The organism is Yeosuana sp., assembly GCF_057126245.1.
Map to the genome: position 1 here is coordinate 87230 of NZ_DBNGMQ010000019.1, position 18613 is coordinate 105842.

Genomic DNA, 18613 nt, shown 5'->3' on the forward strand with positions numbered 1-18613 from the left:
TATATGCTTATTAAAGCACATAAAGAGTTTAAACAAATGGTCCAATCGCTAACGCATTGTTTCTATAAAAATAACAAATCTAAATTCATTTTTAGTAATTCTTAAGCTATATTTGCACCACTATAGCAATAAAAATTAATTGATACTAATCACAACAAACGTAATTAGTTGAGTAAAACAGTTCTGTTACAAACTTATGCACGGGTTTTGCAAACGCAAAATCTTCAAACTGCTATTGCCAAAATCCATGGGAACACGCATCTTAAGGGATTAGTAGGTTCATCACTTTCCTTTGTTATTTCAAGTGTTTTTAAACAAGCGGAAAAACCATTCTTACTTATTTTTAATGATAAGGAAGAGGCTGCCTTTTATCTGAATGATCTAGAACAATTATGTGGTGATAAAGACGTATTTTTTTATCCGGGAAGTTACCGCAGACCTTACCAAATTGAAGAAACAGACAATGCTAATGTATTATTAAGAGCGGAAGTTTTAAATAGAATAAACTCACGTAAAAAGCCAGCCATTATAGTCACTTACCCAGATGCGCTTTTTGAGAAAGTAGTCACCAGAAAAGAACTTGAGCGTAATACTTTAAAAATAGCGGTTAGTGATAATCTATCCATTGATTTTGTAAACGAAGTGCTCTTTGAATATCAATTTAAAAGAGTTGATTTTGTAACAGAACCTGGCGAATTCTCAGTACGAGGCGGTATTGTGGATGTATTTTCTTTTTCGCATGATGAGCCTTATAGAATAGAATTTTTTGGAGATGAGGTTGATAGTATTAGAACATTTGATGTTGAGACGCAATTATCTCTTGAGCAAATTAAAAAAATTGGTGTTATTCCTAATGTTGAGAATAAATTTTTAGATGAACAACGAGAGAGTTTTTTAAAATACAGTAAGCAAAAAACTGTCGTCTTTTTTAAGAATGCCGACTTGTTCTTTTCAAGAATAGATGATTTTTATTCAAAGGCTGAAGACGCTTTTAAAACATTGTCTTCAGATATTAAACATGCAGAACCCAATGAGTTATTTTGTGATTCTGTGCTGCTAAAAAAGCAATTATCAGATTTTAATTTGGTTGAGTTTGGTTCTACATCCTATTTTAATAATAATGTTATTGCGAGTGAAACGAAGCAATATATTCCACCCTATGAAATTATTTTCAATACTGTGCCTCAACCTGCTTTTAACAAGCAATTCAATTTACTTATTGAAAATTTAAATGCCAATTATGATAACGGTTTTACCAATTATATTGCTTGCGTAAGTGAGCAACAAGCCAAACGATTTCATGATATTTTTGACGATTCTCACTTAGAAGTAAAACCATATAAAACCATCGTACTATCCTTGTACCAAGGGTTTGTAGATTATGAAAATAAGTTGGTTTGTTATACCGATCATCAAATTTTTGAACGCTATCATAAATTTCAACTTAAAAATGGTTATGCCAAAAAGCAAGCTATTACGCTAAAAGAACTCACTAATTTAGATATTGGTGATTACGTCACGCATATAGATCATGGGATTGGTCGTTTTGGAGGTCTTCAAAAAATAGATGTTGAAGGCAAAAAACAAGAAGCTATTAAATTGGTTTATGGAGAGCGCGATGTGTTATACCTAAGTATCCATTCACTCCATAAAATCACCAAGTTTAATGGTAAAGACGGGAAGCCACCGAAAATATATAAACTAGGTAGTAATGCCTGGAAAACCTTAAAAGCCAAAACTAAAGCCCGCGTAAAACATGTGGCGTTTAATTTAATTAAGCTCTACGCAAAACGTAAAACCGAAAAAGGCTACCAGTATAATCAGGATAGTTATATGCAACATGAGCTGGAAGCATCTTTTATTTATGAAGATACGCCAGACCAAAGTACGGCAACAGCAGATATTAAATCCGATATGGAAAGTGAGCGTCCCATGGATCGATTAGTTTGTGGCGATGTTGGTTTTGGTAAGACCGAAGTGGCTATTCGTGCCGCTTTTAAAGCTGTAGATAACGGAAAACAAGTAGCAATTTTAGTGCCTACTACTATTCTTGCCTATCAGCACTCCAGAACCATTTCAGAACGATTAAAAGATTTTCCAGTAACGGTAGATTACTTAAACCGTTTTAGAACAACAAAGGAAAAAAGAGAAACTTTAGAAAATCTTGAAAACGGTAAGGTTGATATCATTATAGGGACCCACCAATTGGTAAATAAAAATGTAAAGTTTAAAGATTTAGGACTCCTTATTGTTGATGAAGAACAAAAATTTGGCGTTGCTGTAAAAGAGAAACTCAAGACATTAAAAGAAAATGTAGACGTACTTACCTTAACCGCAACGCCAATCCCAAGAACACTGCAATTTAGCTTAATGGCAGCTCGTGATTTATCGGTTATCACCACGCCACCACCAAACAGATACCCTATTGAAAGTCATGTCATTCGTTTTAATGAAGAAACTATTCGTGATGCCGTGAGCTATGAGATTGAGCGCGGCGGACAAATCTTCTTTATTCATAATCGTATAGAAAATATCAAAGAAGTTGCCGGTATGATCCAGCGTTTGGTGCCCGATGCTAAAATAGGTATTGGTCATGGACAATTAGATGGTAAAAAATTAGAACAACTTATGTTGGCGTTTATGAATGGCGCTTTTGATGTATTGGTTAGTACCACCATTGTTGAAAGCGGACTTGATGTTCCCAATGCAAACACCATTTTTATTAATAATGCCAATAATTTTGGGTTGAGTGATTTACATCAAATGCGTGGTCGCGTTGGTAGAAGCAATAAAAAGGCGTTTTGTTATTTTATTACACCAGAATATTCAGCAATGACTGATGACGCCAGAAAACGTATTACTGCTTTAGAGCAGTTTACAGAACTTGGTAGTGGTTTTAATATCGCTATGAAAGATTTGGAGATTCGTGGTGCAGGTGATTTACTTGGAGGTGAGCAAAGTGGATTCATTAATGAAATTGGTTTTGACACCTATCAGAAAATACTAAATGAAGCTATTGAAGAATTAAAAGAAAATGAGTTTAAAGATTTATATCAGGATGATTCGGTAGAAAAGGAATATGTAAAAGACATTACCATTGATTCCGATTTTGAATTATTATTTCCTGATAATTATATCAATAACATTTCAGAACGTTTGAGTTTGTATTCACAACTTAACACGATTAAAGATGAGGAAGGGCTTAAAGCCTTCGAGGCGCAGCTTATTGATCGTTTTGGTGAATTACCTGTTCAAGTTATAGATTTATTAAATAGCGTAAGAATTAAATGGATTGCCAGCAAGATTGGTTTTGAAAAAATAATCATGAAACATGGTAAACTAGTTGGCTATTTTATTAACGATCAACAAAGCCGTTTTTATCAAAGTAAAGCGTTTACAAAAGTATTACAGTTTGTAAAATCAAACCCAAATAATTGTAAAATGAAAGAGACTCAAACGCGTAATGGATTGCGTTTATTACTTTCATTTGAAAACATAAAAACTATTGAAAAGGCGTTATCAAGACTACAACAAATTATTTAAAAAATGGAATTTTTTAGAAGTATAAATAAACAAGTTTCAGAAGGTATTATCCAAAAGCGTATTACACCTAAATCTGTGAGCGAATTTACAGATACTATGCTGTTTATTGATGGTGATGATCACGAATTTAAAGGAATGACGCTTTGGGGAGAGTTTATAATTGGTTTCAATAAAATTAAAGGAGGCGTAAGATTTAGTTTGCTGGATTGTCCTAATGCTTTAAGTTGGACCATAACATATGGGTATCCACCACAAATAAATAAAGTAGTATTACATTGTACAATCAGCAGAACGCAAAAACCTAATGAATTTATTGAAGAAATTGAAGAGTTTCTAGATGAGTGGCAAGAGGGACTTGAATCTAAATTGTAAATAATAATAATTTGGCTTAATAATTGTCAAGAATTAAATAAATTTATATCATGCTTGAACGAATTATTTTTTTAGTTTTCTTTTTCCCTAGTATTCTTTTTTCTCAGCATACTATAAAAGGAACATTTACTCATGCTGATGATTATAAATATGCATTGCTTTATAAAATAAAGCCACTTTCTTCGGAATACATTTCAAATTCTGAAATTAAAAAAGGTGGGAGTTTTGAAATACGATTAGATTCTGCTGCGACAGCAGGCATGTATAAAATTGTCTATGCGATGCCAAAAGAAGAGTACAATTTCGATATTATTTATAACGCCAAAGAAGATATTGAATTTACTTTTGACTCTGAAACAGGTATCACCTATAAAGAGTCTTTAGAGAATAAATTGTTTACAGGTTATACAAGCAGCATGGCGATGATAAGTCAAAGTATAGGAAATTATTTTAGACAAAAAAGTACAGATACGCTAGCGTTAATGAACATTTTTAAAACGCAAAGAGACACTCAAAAATCTTTTGAAGCAGCAGCCAGCGAAACCATCGCACTCGCATTTATTAAGGCCAATAAGCCCTATGTTCCGGAACATTTTGAAGATATAGAAACATACATTAATAATTTAGAAGGCCATTTTTTCGATTATGTTGATTTTAACAATACAACATTACAAAGTTCAGATTTTTTAGTCGAACGCATGTATAATTATGTGTTGGGAATGGGTCGGGGCGAAGTAGATATTGTTGCTAATTACAAGAAAAATATTGATGTATTTTGTTTAGCAATGAAAGACGCTCCTTTAGAAATACAAAGTAGTTTATTGCTTCAGTTATGGCAAAGTATGGCAGACTCAAGTTTCGATGATGTTGCTAATTACATTTCAGAGAACCATTTAATCAATATAGGAAAGACTTTAAAAGATCAAGTACTTATTGATGGGCTCATACAATTTAAACAGATTTCGTTGCAAAGTGCGGCGCCAGATTTTAGTTTAGATGGCAATGAAAATGGCAAGAGGCTGAGCGATTTAAAAACTTCAGAATATTATGTAGTGGTGTTTTGGAGCACAACATGTTCGCATTGTTTAAATGAAATTCCGGAATTAGAAACCTATGTAAAATCATTATCAAAAGAAAAAATTCAAGTTGTTGCTATTGCTTTAGAAGACGACGATGGGTTATTTAATAAAAAGAAATTGGAACTCCCCGATTTTATCCATGTTCTTGCTTTAGGCAAGTGGGATAATGCTATTGGTAATAGTTATAATGTGTCATCGACACCAACCTATTTTGTGCTGGATAAAAACAAAAAAATTATTGCAAAACCAGATGATATAAATGAGTTAAAAGAATATTTTGAAAATTAAAGATATTAGAATTGACAAAACGTTATAGCAACAAAAGGGGCATTAATAAATACACCTTTTGTTGCTTTTATATTAAACAATTAGGATGGATTTCCTATGTCACTACTGCAATTCGATAGTAATCCTTCTACAAACATTGCCCAACTATTTCCAGGAAATTCTGTGCCATCAGCCCAAGCAGTTTCTCCACCAGTCGGCCCTTGCACTACAGCGTGAGCAGCGAAACAATAGGAGTCATCTAAATCAGCTAAAGGTATAACATAGATTACTTCATTATCGCTAATAGAATAAGGATCTGTAAATTCAAATTTACCTATTTTTGGGTTTCCTGAGCTAGTAAGTAGAGCCCGGTCATCATCACAATTTCCAATACTTAAATGTGTGAGGTCAATTGTCCAATCATCATTTGTAGTGTAAACAATAATTAGATTATCACCATCATTATAAACCGTTACACTTCCTGCAACATGATGTTGTCCTGCTATTAAATTGACAGAAACGCATTCCTCACCAAGATAATCTAAGTCAATTGAAATTTGAGAATTTGTATCTGAATTAAGATTCATCGCTGCGTTTTTATCAATATTTTCTATATGACAACCAGATAATACCAGGGTAAAGGCAATGAAAAAGATAAAAGTAAATTTTTTCATAGCTAAATGATTTGGGGGGGGTTAATCAGTATGAATTTAAAAAATATTACGATAAAAACACCATATTTCCGATGAGTGACACAAATTGGCAGATATTTAAAGTTAATTCTTACGTAAATCGATGAGCTACATTATTAAAAGTGGTAAAACGCATTTTCCAAATGCTCAATGTGAAATTGGTTTTTTTCTTTTACAATAGCAATAATATCAAAACGCACTTCAACATCTAAACAGTTTGCAGTAACATACTCATCAACAGCTTTAACGAGTCGTTGTATTTGTTTAGGTTTTACAAAATCTTGCGGATTCCCAAAATCTGCAGTAGAGCGAGTTTTTACCTCAATAATAGCAAGAACATCTTCTTTTTGAGCGATAATATCAACTTCGGCTTTATCAAAACGATAGTTGCGTTCAATAATGTTGTAACCTTCTTTTAACAGAAAATCTACCGCAAGTTGTTCGCCTTTTTTGCCGAGTTCGTTGTGTTGTGCCATATAGAATGATTAGTCTTCAATTTAGCCCTTTAAAAATACATAATTTATTCATTATATTATTCATATATTTAGTCTTATCTAAAAAAATATTTACCTCTGAGTAAAATACACTATCTTTGTATAAAAGTTTCTAGTATGGTTACCTTATCGGAAGAAAATTATTTAAAAGCTATTTATCATTTGGGGAAGCAGGGAATGGTTGCCGTAAGCACCAATGCTATTGCAGAAAAAATTGAATCAAAAGCATCATCAGTAACCGATATGATTAAAAAATTGGCTGAAAAAAACTTAGCTAATTATGTAAAATATCAAGGTGTAAGTTTAACTGAAAAAGGACGTTTAGCCGCTGCTATAGTAATTAGAAAACATAGACTATGGGAAGTGTTTTTAGTAGAAAATCTAAATTTTTCATGGGATGAGGTTCATGATGTAGCCGAACAGTTAGAACATATAAAATCTCTAAAATTAGTAAACGAATTGGACGATTTTTTAGGAAATCCAACGCACGATCCGCACGGCGATCCTATACCTGATAAAGACGGCAATTATTCCCCTGTTAAAAGTGTGAATATTATGGATATCGAAGCTGGAAAAGAAGGCGTTTTGTCATTTGTTAAAGATGCTTCAGATATATTTCTAAAGTATTTAAATAAAAATAATCTGGCTCTTGGAGATGCTATAAAGGTTTTAGATTTCGAACCGTTTGATAACTCTTTAACCATTCAAACGAAAACTCAGAAAATGATTATTTCAAAAGAAGTCGCACAAAATTTATATCTAAGTTTATGATGTCTTATAATCCTGTAACAGCGCTCATTATCTTTTTTGCAATTTCGGGACTCTTGTTTTTTCTTTTTAGACCAACAAGAGGATGGTTTTGGGTATTAAAAAATAATTTTTCGAGTAATAAAAAAACCATTATCGAAGACGTCTTAAAACAGCTCTATCACTTTGAGAATTCTGGTAGTAGAGTCGATACAAAAACGCTAGTTCAGGTTTTAAACTTCAGTAATAAAAGCATTATTGAAGCGGTAAAAGAAATGACCATTAATAACTTAATTTATTTCGATAGTGAAGTTTTGAAACTCACCGATGCCGGTAGAGATTATGCGCTTAGAATTGTGAGAGTACATCGTTTGTGGGAGCGGTATCTAGCAGATAAAACAGGCTTTAAAAGGGAAGAGTGGCACGATAGGGCAGAGATGATGGAACATCAATTAACCCATGAAGATGCTGAACAATTAGCAGCCCGATTGGGAAATCCAAAATTTGATCCGCATGGTGATCCCATACCAACAAAAACGGGTAAAATAGCAAAAGTACACGGTGTAGAATTGCCGTTATTGCCTGTAAATTCAGTGGGGAGAATAACGCATATTGAAGACGAACCCGAAATTATCTATAAACAGATATTAGCTGAAAATATTCACATAGGGTCATTCATAAAAGTGATTGAAAACAATGCTACCAGAATTGTATTTCTATCGGAAGGTGAACAGTTTAAGCTAGCTCCAATTGTAGCGTCCAATTTAACAGTTGCTTTACTTGAGAAAGAGGTTGTTCTAGAGGATAATATTACCAGATTATCCAGTTTGAATACCGATGAAAATGCGCATATTATTGGTATATCTAAAGAAAGTAGAGGCGAAAGCAGAAGGCGTTTATTGGATTTAGGTTTTGTAAAAGGCGCCACGGTTAAAATAGATTTATTAAACCCTTTAGGCGAACCACATGCGTATTTAATTAAAGGGACTTCAATAGCATTGCGTAAAAATCAGGCGGCAAAAATTCTAATTAAAAAAGATTAATATGGACCCGAAAGTAAAAAGTGCCTGCGAAACATGTGCTCATTTTAATGCAGACGGATTAAAAAAATTAGGTATTAAAACGGATAATTTTGATTTTGTTGTAGCCTTGGCAGGAAATCCAAATACGGGTAAAAGTACCGTTTTCAATTCATTAACAGGTTTAAAACAGCATACTGGAAATTGGCCAGGAAAAACAGTAACCAGAGCTGAAGGTGGTTTTGAGTATAATAAAGAAACTTATAAGTTGGTGGATTTACCTGGAACGTATTCACTGCTTTCAACCTCAGAAGATGAAGAAGCTGCAAGAGATTTTATCCTTTTCGGAAAACCAGATGTTACGGTGATTGTGGCAGATGCAAACCGATTGGAGCGCAACCTTAATTTGGTGCTTCAGATATTAGAAATTACAGATAAAGCGGTACTGTGTTTAAATTTAATGGATGAAGCAAAACGAAATCATATCACCATTGATGAACGCACGTTGGCAAGGGATTTGGGAATCCCAGTAGTACCAACAAGCGCACGTTTTAATCAGGGAATTCCTGAATTAATTCAAACCATTAGTGAGATTGCCAAAGGAACGATTATCTGTAAACCACATCGCATAAAAAATGTGCCTAAAAATATTGAAAGTGCCGTGAATTCGCTTTCAAAAGAAATAGAAAAAGAATTTCCGAATATTCCTAATAGCCGTTGGATTGCGTTCAGATTATTAGAAGGAGACACTAGTATCATTAATGCTTTAAAAGCAGGAGAGTTAGTTTAACCATAATTTTCATATGAGTAAAGAAAAAAATATTGCTAATATTATTGAATTATCAAACGAATTGCGTTGGCAAATTGGCGATGATTTTCATGATAATTTAACCGAAGGCATTTATGCTGATGCTGCCGATATTGTGAAAGATTCTGTACACGTTGATAGCAGCAAAAAACGCTTTCGTTTAGATACTCAAATAGACAAGATTGTAACGAGTAAAGCATTCGGGTTTCCTATTATGTTTCTCGTTTTGGCAACTGTTTTATGGTTAACCATTGTTGGAGCTAATTATCCATCATCATTATTGGCGAATTTATTTTTAGATACGCTTCATCCGGCTTTAAAACAAGGTGCGTCAAGTATTGGATTGCCTTGGTGGCTTGATGGATTTTTAATTGATGGCGTGTATTTATCAGTCGCTTGGGTAATCGCCGTTATGTTGCCTCCTATGGCTATATTTTTCCCTTTGTTTACCTTATTAGAGGACTTTGGATATTTACCTCGAGTGGCTTTTAATTTAGATAGTTTATTTAAAAAATCTGGAGCCCATGGCAAACAAGCCTTAACGATGAGTATGGGTTTTGGCTGTAACGCAGCAGGTGTCGTGGCAACCAGAATTATAGACAGCCCTAGAGAACGCTTAATAGCTATCATTACAAACAATTTTTCATTATGTAATGGGAGATGGCCAACTCAAATATTAATAGCTACTATTTTTATAGGTGCCGTTGTTCCTGAATCTTTTTCAAGTTTAGCATCGTTATTAGCCGTTATTGGAATAGCTGTTTTGGGTATGGCATTTATGTTTACCGTATCATGGGTTTTGTCTAAATCGGTTTTAAAAGGCGAAGTGTCTACCTTTAATTTGGAATTACCGCCTTACAGACCACCACGTTTTTGGAAAACTATTTATACGTCTTTAATTGATAGAACCTTAATAGTATTATGGCGTGCCGTAGTTTTTGCAGCACCAGCTGGAGCCGTAATCTGGTTAATTTCGAACATTTATATTGGTAATGAAAGTATTGCCACTTGGACGATAAGTTCTTTGGATGGTTTCGGATGGCTTTTAGGCTTAAATGGTGTTATTTTAGTGGCTTATATTGTGGCGATTCCAGCCAATGAAATTGTGATTCCAACTATTTTAATGTTAACTGTTTTAGTTACTGGAATTGCTGGTGGGGCTGGTGCCGGTGTTATGTTTGAACTTGATTCTGTTTCAGCGACTGCAGATATTTTAAGAGCTGGAGGATGGACATTATTAACGGCTATTAATTTAATGTTGTTCAGTTTACTACACAACCCGTGCAGCACAACTATTTATACTATTTATAAAGAAACAAAAAGTGTCAAGTGGACTGTTTTTGCGTCTATAATGCCAGTTGTTTTAGGTTTTATTGTTACGTTTTTAGTAGCCCAAATTTGGAGAATAATAGTTTAAATTATACCATTATTGAGTCGTAGTTTAAGGTAAAAATATTCTAAGACAATAAGTGTCTTTTAGCTATAATGTGCTTTTCATTTTTTTACCCTCTTAGTTTAGTTTAGTGTATATCGTAATCCAAAAAATAAACGTATCCCTTGATTTGGCCCATAAACATAGGTGGGGTCGAAAGTTAAAGTATAAGGATTGTCTGTAGTTGCAACCGCATTACCCTCTGCATCAAAAGTAACATCCTTATCAAAAGGGTCATTTGCTCTTGCTATAATGAATGGATTACCTCTATTCGGAGTCCAATTTAATAGATTTTTTACACCTGTATAGATTTCAAAATTATTGAATCCATCAAAAGTGAATTGAATGTTTTGAATACTCCAAGTTGGTGAAAATTCTGCTCTTGGGTCTAATTCTCCAAGTAATGGAAGTCGCATGGGTCCGTATATATTTCCAGTATAATCAACTTTTAAGTTTGTAGGATAGTGTTTATAAGAAAACGACCAAACACCAGTAAAACGCTCTGTTAAAATTTGTCTAGTTTTTACGTTATTTTCAGTTAGAGAAACATCCTGAAAAGTCATTCCTAACGAAGCACTTATGCCACTACCAAAAATGGCGTCTAAGTTTAGGCTAGCCCCTTTAGAGATTGAATTTCCATTTAAATTATCATAAATGATTTGATTTGGGTTAGTATCATAATCTGGAATAATGGCATTTGTAAAATAGGTATACCAGATCGAAGCATCAAACGTAAATATTAATCCATTTTTGGTGTAAAACTTTTTTAAATAATTAAGGTTGATGTTATAAGATTGTTCTGGTTCTAAAGCTTCTGTAATAATTACTTCGCGGGCTCCAGTTAATGCAGCATGCTCTTCTGTAAATAAATTTACAACTCGAAATCCAGTACCAGCATTTACTCTTATAATATCGTTCTCTGTTGGTTTAAACCGATAGGCAATCCTTGGAGTAAAAATAGAACCATGCCTGTCATCATAGTCATATCTCATACCTAATAATAATCGTTGTTTTTCTGTTAAAGTGATTTCATCTTGAACAAAAATGGAAGGAATAGTAATTTCATCTGGTTGCTCGGTAGCCGTGGTATTGTCGTTGTAAAAGTTATATCTAGTGGCCAACCCGAATAGCAAATCATGATTTAGATGAGGCTTATCCCAAATTAATTGCCCGAAACCAATGCGTTGTTGTGCTTTATATTCTATATCTCCATAAAAAGAATCTTGGTCATGGTCTGAGTAAGAAAATATAAAATTAACTTTTTCATTAATAGGTAGTTGATAGTTTCCAACTAATTCATAACGTGAAGTATAAATACTTTCGCCATAAACATCGGTTCCACCTCTAAAGCTTTTATTCCATTGCATTTCACCACCCCAACGGTCTTCATAAAAATAACGTACAGCAAGAGAAAATATGCGATTTTCTTTTTGTATAAAATTCCATTTTTGAAATATCGAAATTCTGTCTTGTAATGTAACATCGGTAAAATTGTCGTTATTATTATCAATAGGGTTTGAATAATTGAAATAATTCACTCCCAATAACATATCTGCTTTTTTACCAATTTTAGCCTTAAAACTAATATCTAAATTAGCCTCGCCCCAACCATTAACAAAACCATCTGCAAATAATAGCGGCGCATGTTCTGGAAATTTAGTAATGACATTAATTAAACCACCAACAGCTTCACTGCCATAAAGTGATGAAGCAGGTCCTTTAACAACTTCAACCCGTTCAATTAAGGAATTTGGAATTCCAGATAAACCATATACGGTTGATAAACCACTAACAATTGGCATCCCATCTATTAAAACTAAAGTATAAGGACCTTCTAAACCGTTAATATGAATATCTCCTGTGTTGCAAACATTACAGTTAAGTTGAGGTCTTACACCATTTACATTTTGCAGCGCATCGAAAATATTTGCAGTTGGATTTTTTTTAAAAAAAGTGGAAGAATATATTTCAACTGGAACGGGACTTTCTAATCTAGAGACAGCCTTGAGCGTTCCAGTAACAATTACCTCGTTAAGTATTTCAGATTCAGTTAAATCAAAGTTAACTATTTGACTCTCTGAATCTATGGTGATTATTTTTTTTTGAGTTTGATATCCTGTAAATGATGCAATTATGCTATAAGTTCCAGTTTTTATATTCGAAATTTCAAACGACCCATCTTCTTTTGATACTGCACCTTTTTGAGTGCCTTTTAAATAAATATTAACATAAGGTAATTTGGTATTATTAGACGTTATTTTTCCTGATATGGTTTGAGCATTTATTCCTAAAGAAAATATACTTAAAAAACCTAATATTAAAATCTTCATTTATTTTTTTGTAAATATAAAATAATTTTTAGTCTTACCTAAAAATTATTTTAATATTATATAGGTTATATATTTTTTGTTCATCTATAACTAAAATATGGTTACCCCTACAGAATAAAATTATATTAAAGCCATTTATCACTTAGATAAACTAGGTGTAAATAATGTTAGCCCCAATGATATTGCAAATAATATTGAAACAAAAGCGTCATCTGTAACAGATATGGTAATAAAAATTATCTGATAAAGGTTACGTAGATTATAAAAAGTATCAGGGTGTTTCTCTTATCGAAATAGGAAAAGAAGCAACGATAAGCATAGTCATAAGACATAGGCTATGGGAAGTTTTTTTACCTAAAAAATAAATTTCTATTGGGATGAAATACATGATGTTGCAGAACAATTAGAACATATAAAATCAGAAAAGCTGATAAGGCAATTAGATACTTTTTTAAAGTTTCCAACTCATGATTCAAATAGAGATCCTATATCTGATGCTACAGGAAATATTAAGAAAATCTACAAAATACTATCATCACAAGGACTAATAGGAGATTTTTGTATATGTGTAAGTGTTCAAGATTCATCATCTTAATTTTAAAATATTTAGATAAAAATAATATTGCTTTAGGAATCAAATTAAATATTCTTCAAAAAGAAATTTTTGATAATTCGATAACCATATAAGTTGGTACTAAAGAATTTATAGTATAAAATATAATTGCAAACAACTTATTTGTAAAAGTTATACTCTGATTAAGGAATAATTGATGTTATTTTAATGGCAACCACAATCGTCATCACCACCGCATTCTTTTTTTGATGCTTTTTTTTTAAAAAAGAATTTTGTGATTAGAAATCCAAGCGCTATAATTAATGCCGTAATTGCTAATACATTTTGAATAACTGGATTCATAATTATATAGTCGAGTTAATTGAATTTATTTACAAAAAAGATGCTATTTCAACAATTGAAATGCAATAAGCGCTACGATATAGGCGAACGCACTCATAATAATTAATTGAAGTGCCGGCCATTTCCAGCTATTGGTTTCTTTTTTAACAACCGCTAATGTGCTCATACATTGCATAGCAAATGCGTAAAATAGCAAAAGAGAAATCCCAGAGGCAAAATTAAATAAGGGTCCGCCAAGGATTGGGTTTACCTCACCAGCCATTCTATTCTTAATGGTTTCTTCTTCATCACTTCCTACACTGTAAATGGTTGCAAGCGTACCAACAAATACTTCACGTGCAGCAAAACTACTTACAATAGCAATGCCTATTTTCCAATCGTAACCTAATGGTCTTATAGCTGGCTCAATAGCTCTTCCCGTTAATCCAATATAAGAATGCTCCAGTTTATGAGAGGCTATTTTCTGATTTAGTTCGTCTTGACTTAAATTTTGATTTGCGTACTCTTTTTTGGTAATCTCTTCTGCATTATTAAATGCTTCACCTGGTCCATAAGATGCTAAAAACCATAGCACAATAGAGATGGCTAGAATGATCTTTCCAGCACCAAAAACAAAGGCTTTTGTTTTCTCTAAAACTGTAATAATTACATTTTTTAATAATGGTAGTTTGTAATTGGGCATTTCAACAACAAAAAACGTTTTATTTTTTATTTTCAATATTTTATTTAAAATATAAGCCGATATGATAGCTGCTAAAAACCCAACAAGGTATAAAAACATTAAAGTTAATGCCTGATAGCCAAGACCAAGAATACGTCCTTCTGGTATCACCAAAGAAATGATTATTAAGTAAACGGGAAGTCTTGCTGAACAGGTTATAAAAGGCGTTACCAATATTGTTATAAGGCGTTCTTTCCAACTTTCTATATTCCTTGTGGCCATAATGGCTGGAATAGCGCAAGCAGTACCCGAAATAAGGGGCACAATACTTTTTCCGCTTAATCCAAAACGGCGCATAATTCTATCCATTAGAAAAACCACGCGACTCATATAGCCACTTTCTTCAAGCACAGAAATAAATAGAAATAAGAATGCAATTTGTGGTATAAATATAATGATGCCACCAAGTCCGGGAATAATACCTTCTGCAAGTAAATTGGTAAAAGCGCCTTCTGGCAATTGGGTTTTTGTCCATTCGCTTAATGCAGCAAACGTACTATCAATAAAATCCATTGGAACACTTGACCAGTCATAAATGGCTTGAAATATAGTTAATAGAATCACGAAAAATATGGCATAACCCCAAATTTTATGAGTGATGATTCTATCGAATTTCATTCTCAAATCTTTAGCATTGGCAATATCAATTGTCTGCCCTATTTTAAGAACATCATTAATAAACTGATAGCGCTTTATAGTTTCTTTTTGCTGTAATCGTTTTAAATCTGCCTTACTTTTAGTCTTAAAATTAGCAACGGCATCTATTTCGTTTCTATCTGCTTTACCAAAGTTTACATCTTGTGTAATTACAAGCCATAGTTTGTAAAGCAGTTGATTTGGGAATGCTTTTTTTAGATTTTCAAAGTAAGCAGGGTCAATTTCTGAGAGATTAATGCATTGATTAATCGGAAGATCTTTAAAGTTAAAAATTAAACTTTTAAGTTCATCAATGCCTTGATTTTTTCTGGTACTTACTAACGCAATTTTAGTTTTTAGGCGTTTTTCAAGATAATCTATATCGAGAGAAATGCCCTTATAAGCCATTCTATCGGCCATATTAATAACTAAAATGGTAGGTATTTCTAGGTCTTTAATTTGGGTGTAAAGAAGTAGATTTCGTTTTAAATTTTCAACATCACTAACTACAACAGCAACATCTGGGAAATCTTTATCGTTTTTATTCAAAAGCAATTCAATAACCACATTTTCATCAAGAGAAGAGGCGTTGAGGCTATACGTTCCAGGTAAATCAATAATATGGGCTTTTACGCCACGAGGTAATTTGCAAATACCTTCTTTTTTTTCGACCGTAATGCCCGGATAATTACCAACCTTTTGGTTTAAACCTGTTAAAGCATTAAAAACCGAAGTCTTTCCGGTATTTGGATTTCCTATTAAGGCAACATTTAATTGCTTACTCATGCGCTATTTTTTTTATTAAAACATGCATGGCGGTTTCTTTTCTAATAGCTAAATGCGTCCCGTTTATGTTTAAGTACATGGGGTCTTGAAAAGGCGCAACTTGAACAAGTTCTACATAATTTCCAGGCAAACACCCCATTTCTAAAAGTTTTAGCGGAATGTGAATGGACGATACATCAGTAATTATGCAACGTTCTCCTCGTTTTAAATTTGCTAAATTATCTTCCAAGCTTATTTAGATTGATTTTAAAGAAGCAAAAGTAATGTAAAATTTTAGGCTAAAAAAATAGTTAACAAAAAACTATTGTGTGTATTCTTCTTTTAGAATTTTTATTTCGTCCAGTAGGCGGTCAATATCTTCAGGATTGGTGCCATCATAAAACCCTCTTATTTGGCGTTTTTTGTCTATCAGCATAAAATTTTCGGTATGCACCATATCAAAAGGACCACCGTCACCAGCCGTTTTAACAGCTAAATAACTTTTACGTGCTAATTCATAAATTTGTTTTTTATCACCCGTTACTAAATTCCACTTCTTATCGTTAACACCTTTTTTAATAGCGTATCGTTTAAGTTGAGCAACCGTATCTATTTGTGGCGTCACCGAATGCGATAGCAGCATAACATCATCATCATTTATAATTTCTTTTTGTATTTCAACCATATGATTTGTCATGATTGGGCATATGGTCTGGCAGGTTGTAAAAAAGAAATCGGCAACATAAATTTTATTTATATAATCATCTTGGGTAATGGTTTTTCCATTTTGATTTATAAGTTTAAAATTGGCTATTTTATGATATTTTTTTTGATATTGAATGGTGCTGTCTACCAATTCATTACTTACCATTGCAGGCTGATAAATGGGTAATGGTTGATACACATTTAGTTTTTTATAAATAATAGAAAGAATAACGATTGAAATAATTAAAAAAACAATGCCGAACGTTTTATAGCTCTTGAAAAATGATAACATGTTATGATGAAATTTAGATGATAACAAAAATACAATGAATTTCATACACATAGAATATTATTCATACTTAAAATATTGTTAAATGGGCCACCAAAATACAATTGTCTTTTTAAAGTTGCTTTAAAAGCTTACTTTTGTGCGATTATAAAAATTTGATCAAAGATATATGGAGTTTGTTATTAAAATATCTCAATTTTTATTGAGCCTTTCTTTACTTATTATATTACATGAGTTTGGACATTTTTTACCTGCAAAAGCATTTAAAACAAGGGTAGAAAAGTTTTACTTATTTTTTGATGTAAAATTTTCTTTGTTTAAAAAGAAAATAGGGGATACTGTATATGGAATTGGCTGGTTACCTCTTGGAGGTTATGTGAAGATTTCCGGAATGATTGATGAAAGTATGGATACTGAGCAAATGGCAAAACCACCACAACCATGGGAGTTTCGTTCTAAACCGGCATGGCAGCGTTTAATCATTATGTTAGGTGGTGTTACGGTTAACTTTTTACTTGCCATATTGATTTATATCGGAATGAGTTATTATTATGGTGATAAGGTTTTACCAAATGATAATATTAAAGATGGTCTATTAATTGAAAGTACGGTCGCCAATAAAGCTGGTTTATACACTGGAGATAAGATTATTGCTGTTGATGGCGATAAAATCGAAACCTTTAGGGAAATTCCTGAAAAAGTTCTTTTTGGAAAGGATATTACTATTGAAAGAAATGGAGAACAGTCAATAGTAAAGATGCCTGAAGATTTTTTATCACAATTAATTGATTCGAAGGAAAGAGGTATTATAGAATTAAGAACACCATTTGCTATTGTTGAAGTACCTGATTCTTCTCATAATATAGGAAGTGGTATTAGAAAGGGCGATATCATAATTGGACTTAATGATACGAAAACAAAATATGCTGATGAGGTAAAAACGTTCTTAGAGCAATCCAAAGGAGAACGTGTAAAGGCAGCCATATTAAGAGATGGAAGTGAGATAGAAGCTCCTTTAACTATAAACAATGAGGGTAAATTAGGTTTAGTATATGCATCCGGATCGACACCAGAAACATTAGAAGCTTTAGGCTATTATAAATTTGAAACCAAGGAATATGGTTTTTTTGAATCCATACCCGTCGGATTAGATAAAGCTTATGAAAAAGTAGATTCTTACATCACACAATTTAAAGCTATTTTTACACCAAGTACAGGGGCTTATAAAGGTGTTGGTGGGTTTAAAGCTATTTATGATATATTTCCGAGCTTTTGGAGCTGGCAAGTATTTTGGAGTATAACCGCCTTTTTATCAATTATGTTAGGGGTTTTAAATCTATTACCAATTCCAGCACTTGATGGTGGTCATGTTGTGTTTTTATTATATGAAATGGTATCTGGCAGAAAGCCAGGAGACAAATTTTTGGAGTATGCACAAATGGTTGGGTTTATTATATTAATTGCATTAGTCTTATTTGCTAATGGCAACGATATTTTTAAAGCTATTTTTAATTAAAAGTTTTTTAAATATTATATTTATGCTTTTAATTAAAACGGGTTATTAAAGCCAGAATAAGACTTTATTTTACTTTTAAAAAAAATATTAATTAAAAAGTAAAAGTCCTTTTGCAGTAAATAAAAATATATATATATTTGCGCTCGCAAAAGCGAAAAGATAACACTCCTCCTTAGCTCAGTTGGTTAGAGCATCTGACTGTTAATCAGAGGGTCCTTGGTTCGAGCCCAAGAGGAGGAGCAAAATTAGACAAGCCATCAGAAATGATGGCTTTTTTTGTGC

The 18613-nt window shown here is 32.7% G+C and carries 15 protein-coding genes, 1 tRNA gene and 1 pseudogene; 10 read left to right on the plus strand and 7 right to left on the minus strand.

Features of this window, described 5'->3' with window-relative positions; genetic code table 11:
- The first annotated feature begins 168 nt into the window (after positions 1-168).
- From mfd to AC15TD_RS02125, 3 genes are read left to right on the plus strand one after another with little or no spacing between them, the layout of a single operon-like run.
- Positions 169-3543, plus strand: a complete 3375-nt coding sequence (mfd, locus tag AC15TD_RS02115) for a transcription-repair coupling factor (protein ID WP_484450487.1) — start codon at positions 169-171, stop codon at positions 3541-3543.
- A gap of 3 nt (positions 3544-3546) precedes the next feature.
- Positions 3547-3915, plus strand: coding sequence for a hypothetical protein (locus AC15TD_RS02120; RefSeq protein WP_484450488.1), 369 nt, complete (start codon positions 3547-3549; stop codon positions 3913-3915).
- Positions 3916-3965: 50 nt separating this feature from the next.
- Entirely contained in the window at positions 3966-5282 is a 1317-nt protein-coding gene (locus AC15TD_RS02125) for a peroxiredoxin family protein (protein WP_484450489.1), read from the plus strand.
- 80 nt (positions 5283-5362) lie between these two features.
- Here the strand turns inward: AC15TD_RS02125 and AC15TD_RS02130 are convergent, their stop codons facing one another.
- Together AC15TD_RS02130 and AC15TD_RS02135 are read right to left on the minus strand one after the other, a co-directional pair.
- Positions 5363-5935, minus strand: coding sequence for a hypothetical protein (locus tag AC15TD_RS02130; protein ID WP_484450490.1), 573 nt, complete (start codon positions 5933-5935; stop codon positions 5363-5365).
- A 134-nt stretch (positions 5936-6069) separates the two neighbouring features.
- On the minus strand, positions 6070-6429 hold the full coding sequence (locus AC15TD_RS02135; protein ID WP_484450491.1) for a YraN family protein: 360 nt from the start codon (positions 6427-6429) through the stop codon (positions 6070-6072).
- Positions 6430-6564: 135 nt separating this feature from the next.
- On the opposite strand from AC15TD_RS02135, the gene AC15TD_RS02140 reads away from it, so the two are divergent.
- The 3 genes and pseudogenes from AC15TD_RS02140 to feoB (AC15TD_RS02150) all read left to right on the plus strand — a co-directional run bounded on the left by AC15TD_RS02140 (position 6565) and on the right by feoB (AC15TD_RS02150) (position 10438).
- The gene (locus AC15TD_RS02140; RefSeq protein ID WP_484450492.1) at positions 6565-7218 is read left to right on the plus strand and encodes a metal-dependent transcriptional regulator; all 654 of its coding nucleotides are present in this window, start codon (positions 6565-6567) and stop codon (positions 7216-7218) included.
- Complete coding sequence (locus tag AC15TD_RS02145) at positions 7215-8237, plus strand: metal-dependent transcriptional regulator (protein WP_484450493.1); 1023 nt, start codon at positions 7215-7217, stop codon at positions 8235-8237. The genes AC15TD_RS02140 and AC15TD_RS02145 overlap by 4 nt, the downstream gene beginning before the upstream one ends.
- A 1-nt stretch (position 8238) precedes the next feature.
- Positions 8239-10438, plus strand: a pseudogene (feoB, locus tag AC15TD_RS02150) (ferrous iron transport protein B).
- A gap of 98 nt (positions 10439-10536) precedes the next feature.
- Here the strand turns inward: feoB (AC15TD_RS02150) and AC15TD_RS02155 are convergent.
- Positions 10537-12783 (minus strand): TonB-dependent receptor, encoded by a 2247-nt coding sequence (locus AC15TD_RS02155; RefSeq protein ID WP_484450494.1) that lies wholly within the window; start codon positions 12781-12783, stop codon positions 10537-10539.
- Between the two features lie 133 nt (positions 12784-12916).
- Between AC15TD_RS02155 and AC15TD_RS02160 the strand changes: the two genes are divergently transcribed.
- Positions 12917-13027, plus strand: coding sequence for a hypothetical protein (locus AC15TD_RS02160; RefSeq protein ID WP_484450502.1), 111 nt, complete (start codon positions 12917-12919; stop codon positions 13025-13027).
- 168 nt (positions 13028-13195) lie between these two features.
- Positions 13196-13378 carry a hypothetical protein gene (locus AC15TD_RS02165; RefSeq protein WP_484450503.1) on the plus strand — a complete coding sequence of 61 codons (183 nt, stop codon included), beginning with the start codon at positions 13196-13198 and terminating at the stop codon, positions 13376-13378.
- Between the two features lie 183 nt (positions 13379-13561).
- On the opposite strand, the gene AC15TD_RS02170 is transcribed toward AC15TD_RS02165, so the two are convergent.
- The 4 genes from AC15TD_RS02170 to AC15TD_RS02185 form a co-directional block, all read right to left on the minus strand.
- Positions 13562-13699: a FeoB-associated Cys-rich membrane protein gene (locus AC15TD_RS02170; RefSeq protein ID WP_484450495.1), complete on the minus strand. Its 138-nt coding sequence runs from the start codon at positions 13697-13699 to the stop codon at positions 13562-13564.
- 43 nt (positions 13700-13742) lie between these two features.
- Complete coding sequence (gene feoB / locus AC15TD_RS02175) at positions 13743-15842, minus strand: ferrous iron transport protein B (RefSeq protein WP_484450496.1); 2100 nt, start codon at positions 15840-15842, stop codon at positions 13743-13745.
- Positions 15835-16071 (minus strand): FeoA family protein, encoded by a 237-nt coding sequence (locus tag AC15TD_RS02180; protein WP_484450497.1) that lies wholly within the window; start codon positions 16069-16071, stop codon positions 15835-15837. Before AC15TD_RS02180 ends, feoB (AC15TD_RS02175) begins: the two co-directional genes overlap by 8 nt.
- A gap of 72 nt (positions 16072-16143) precedes the next feature.
- Positions 16144-16818 (minus strand): SCO family protein, encoded by a 675-nt coding sequence (locus AC15TD_RS02185; protein WP_484450498.1) that lies wholly within the window; start codon positions 16816-16818, stop codon positions 16144-16146.
- Between the two features lie 166 nt (positions 16819-16984).
- Here AC15TD_RS02185 and rseP point away from each other — a divergent pair, with 166 nt between their 5' ends.
- Positions 16985-18331: an RIP metalloprotease RseP gene (rseP, locus tag AC15TD_RS02190; protein ID WP_484450499.1), complete on the plus strand. Its 1347-nt coding sequence runs from the start codon at positions 16985-16987 to the stop codon at positions 18329-18331.
- Positions 18332-18497: 166 nt separating this feature from the next.
- Positions 18498-18571, plus strand: a tRNA-Asn gene (locus AC15TD_RS02195).
- The last annotated feature ends 42 nt before the right edge of the window (positions 18572-18613 follow it).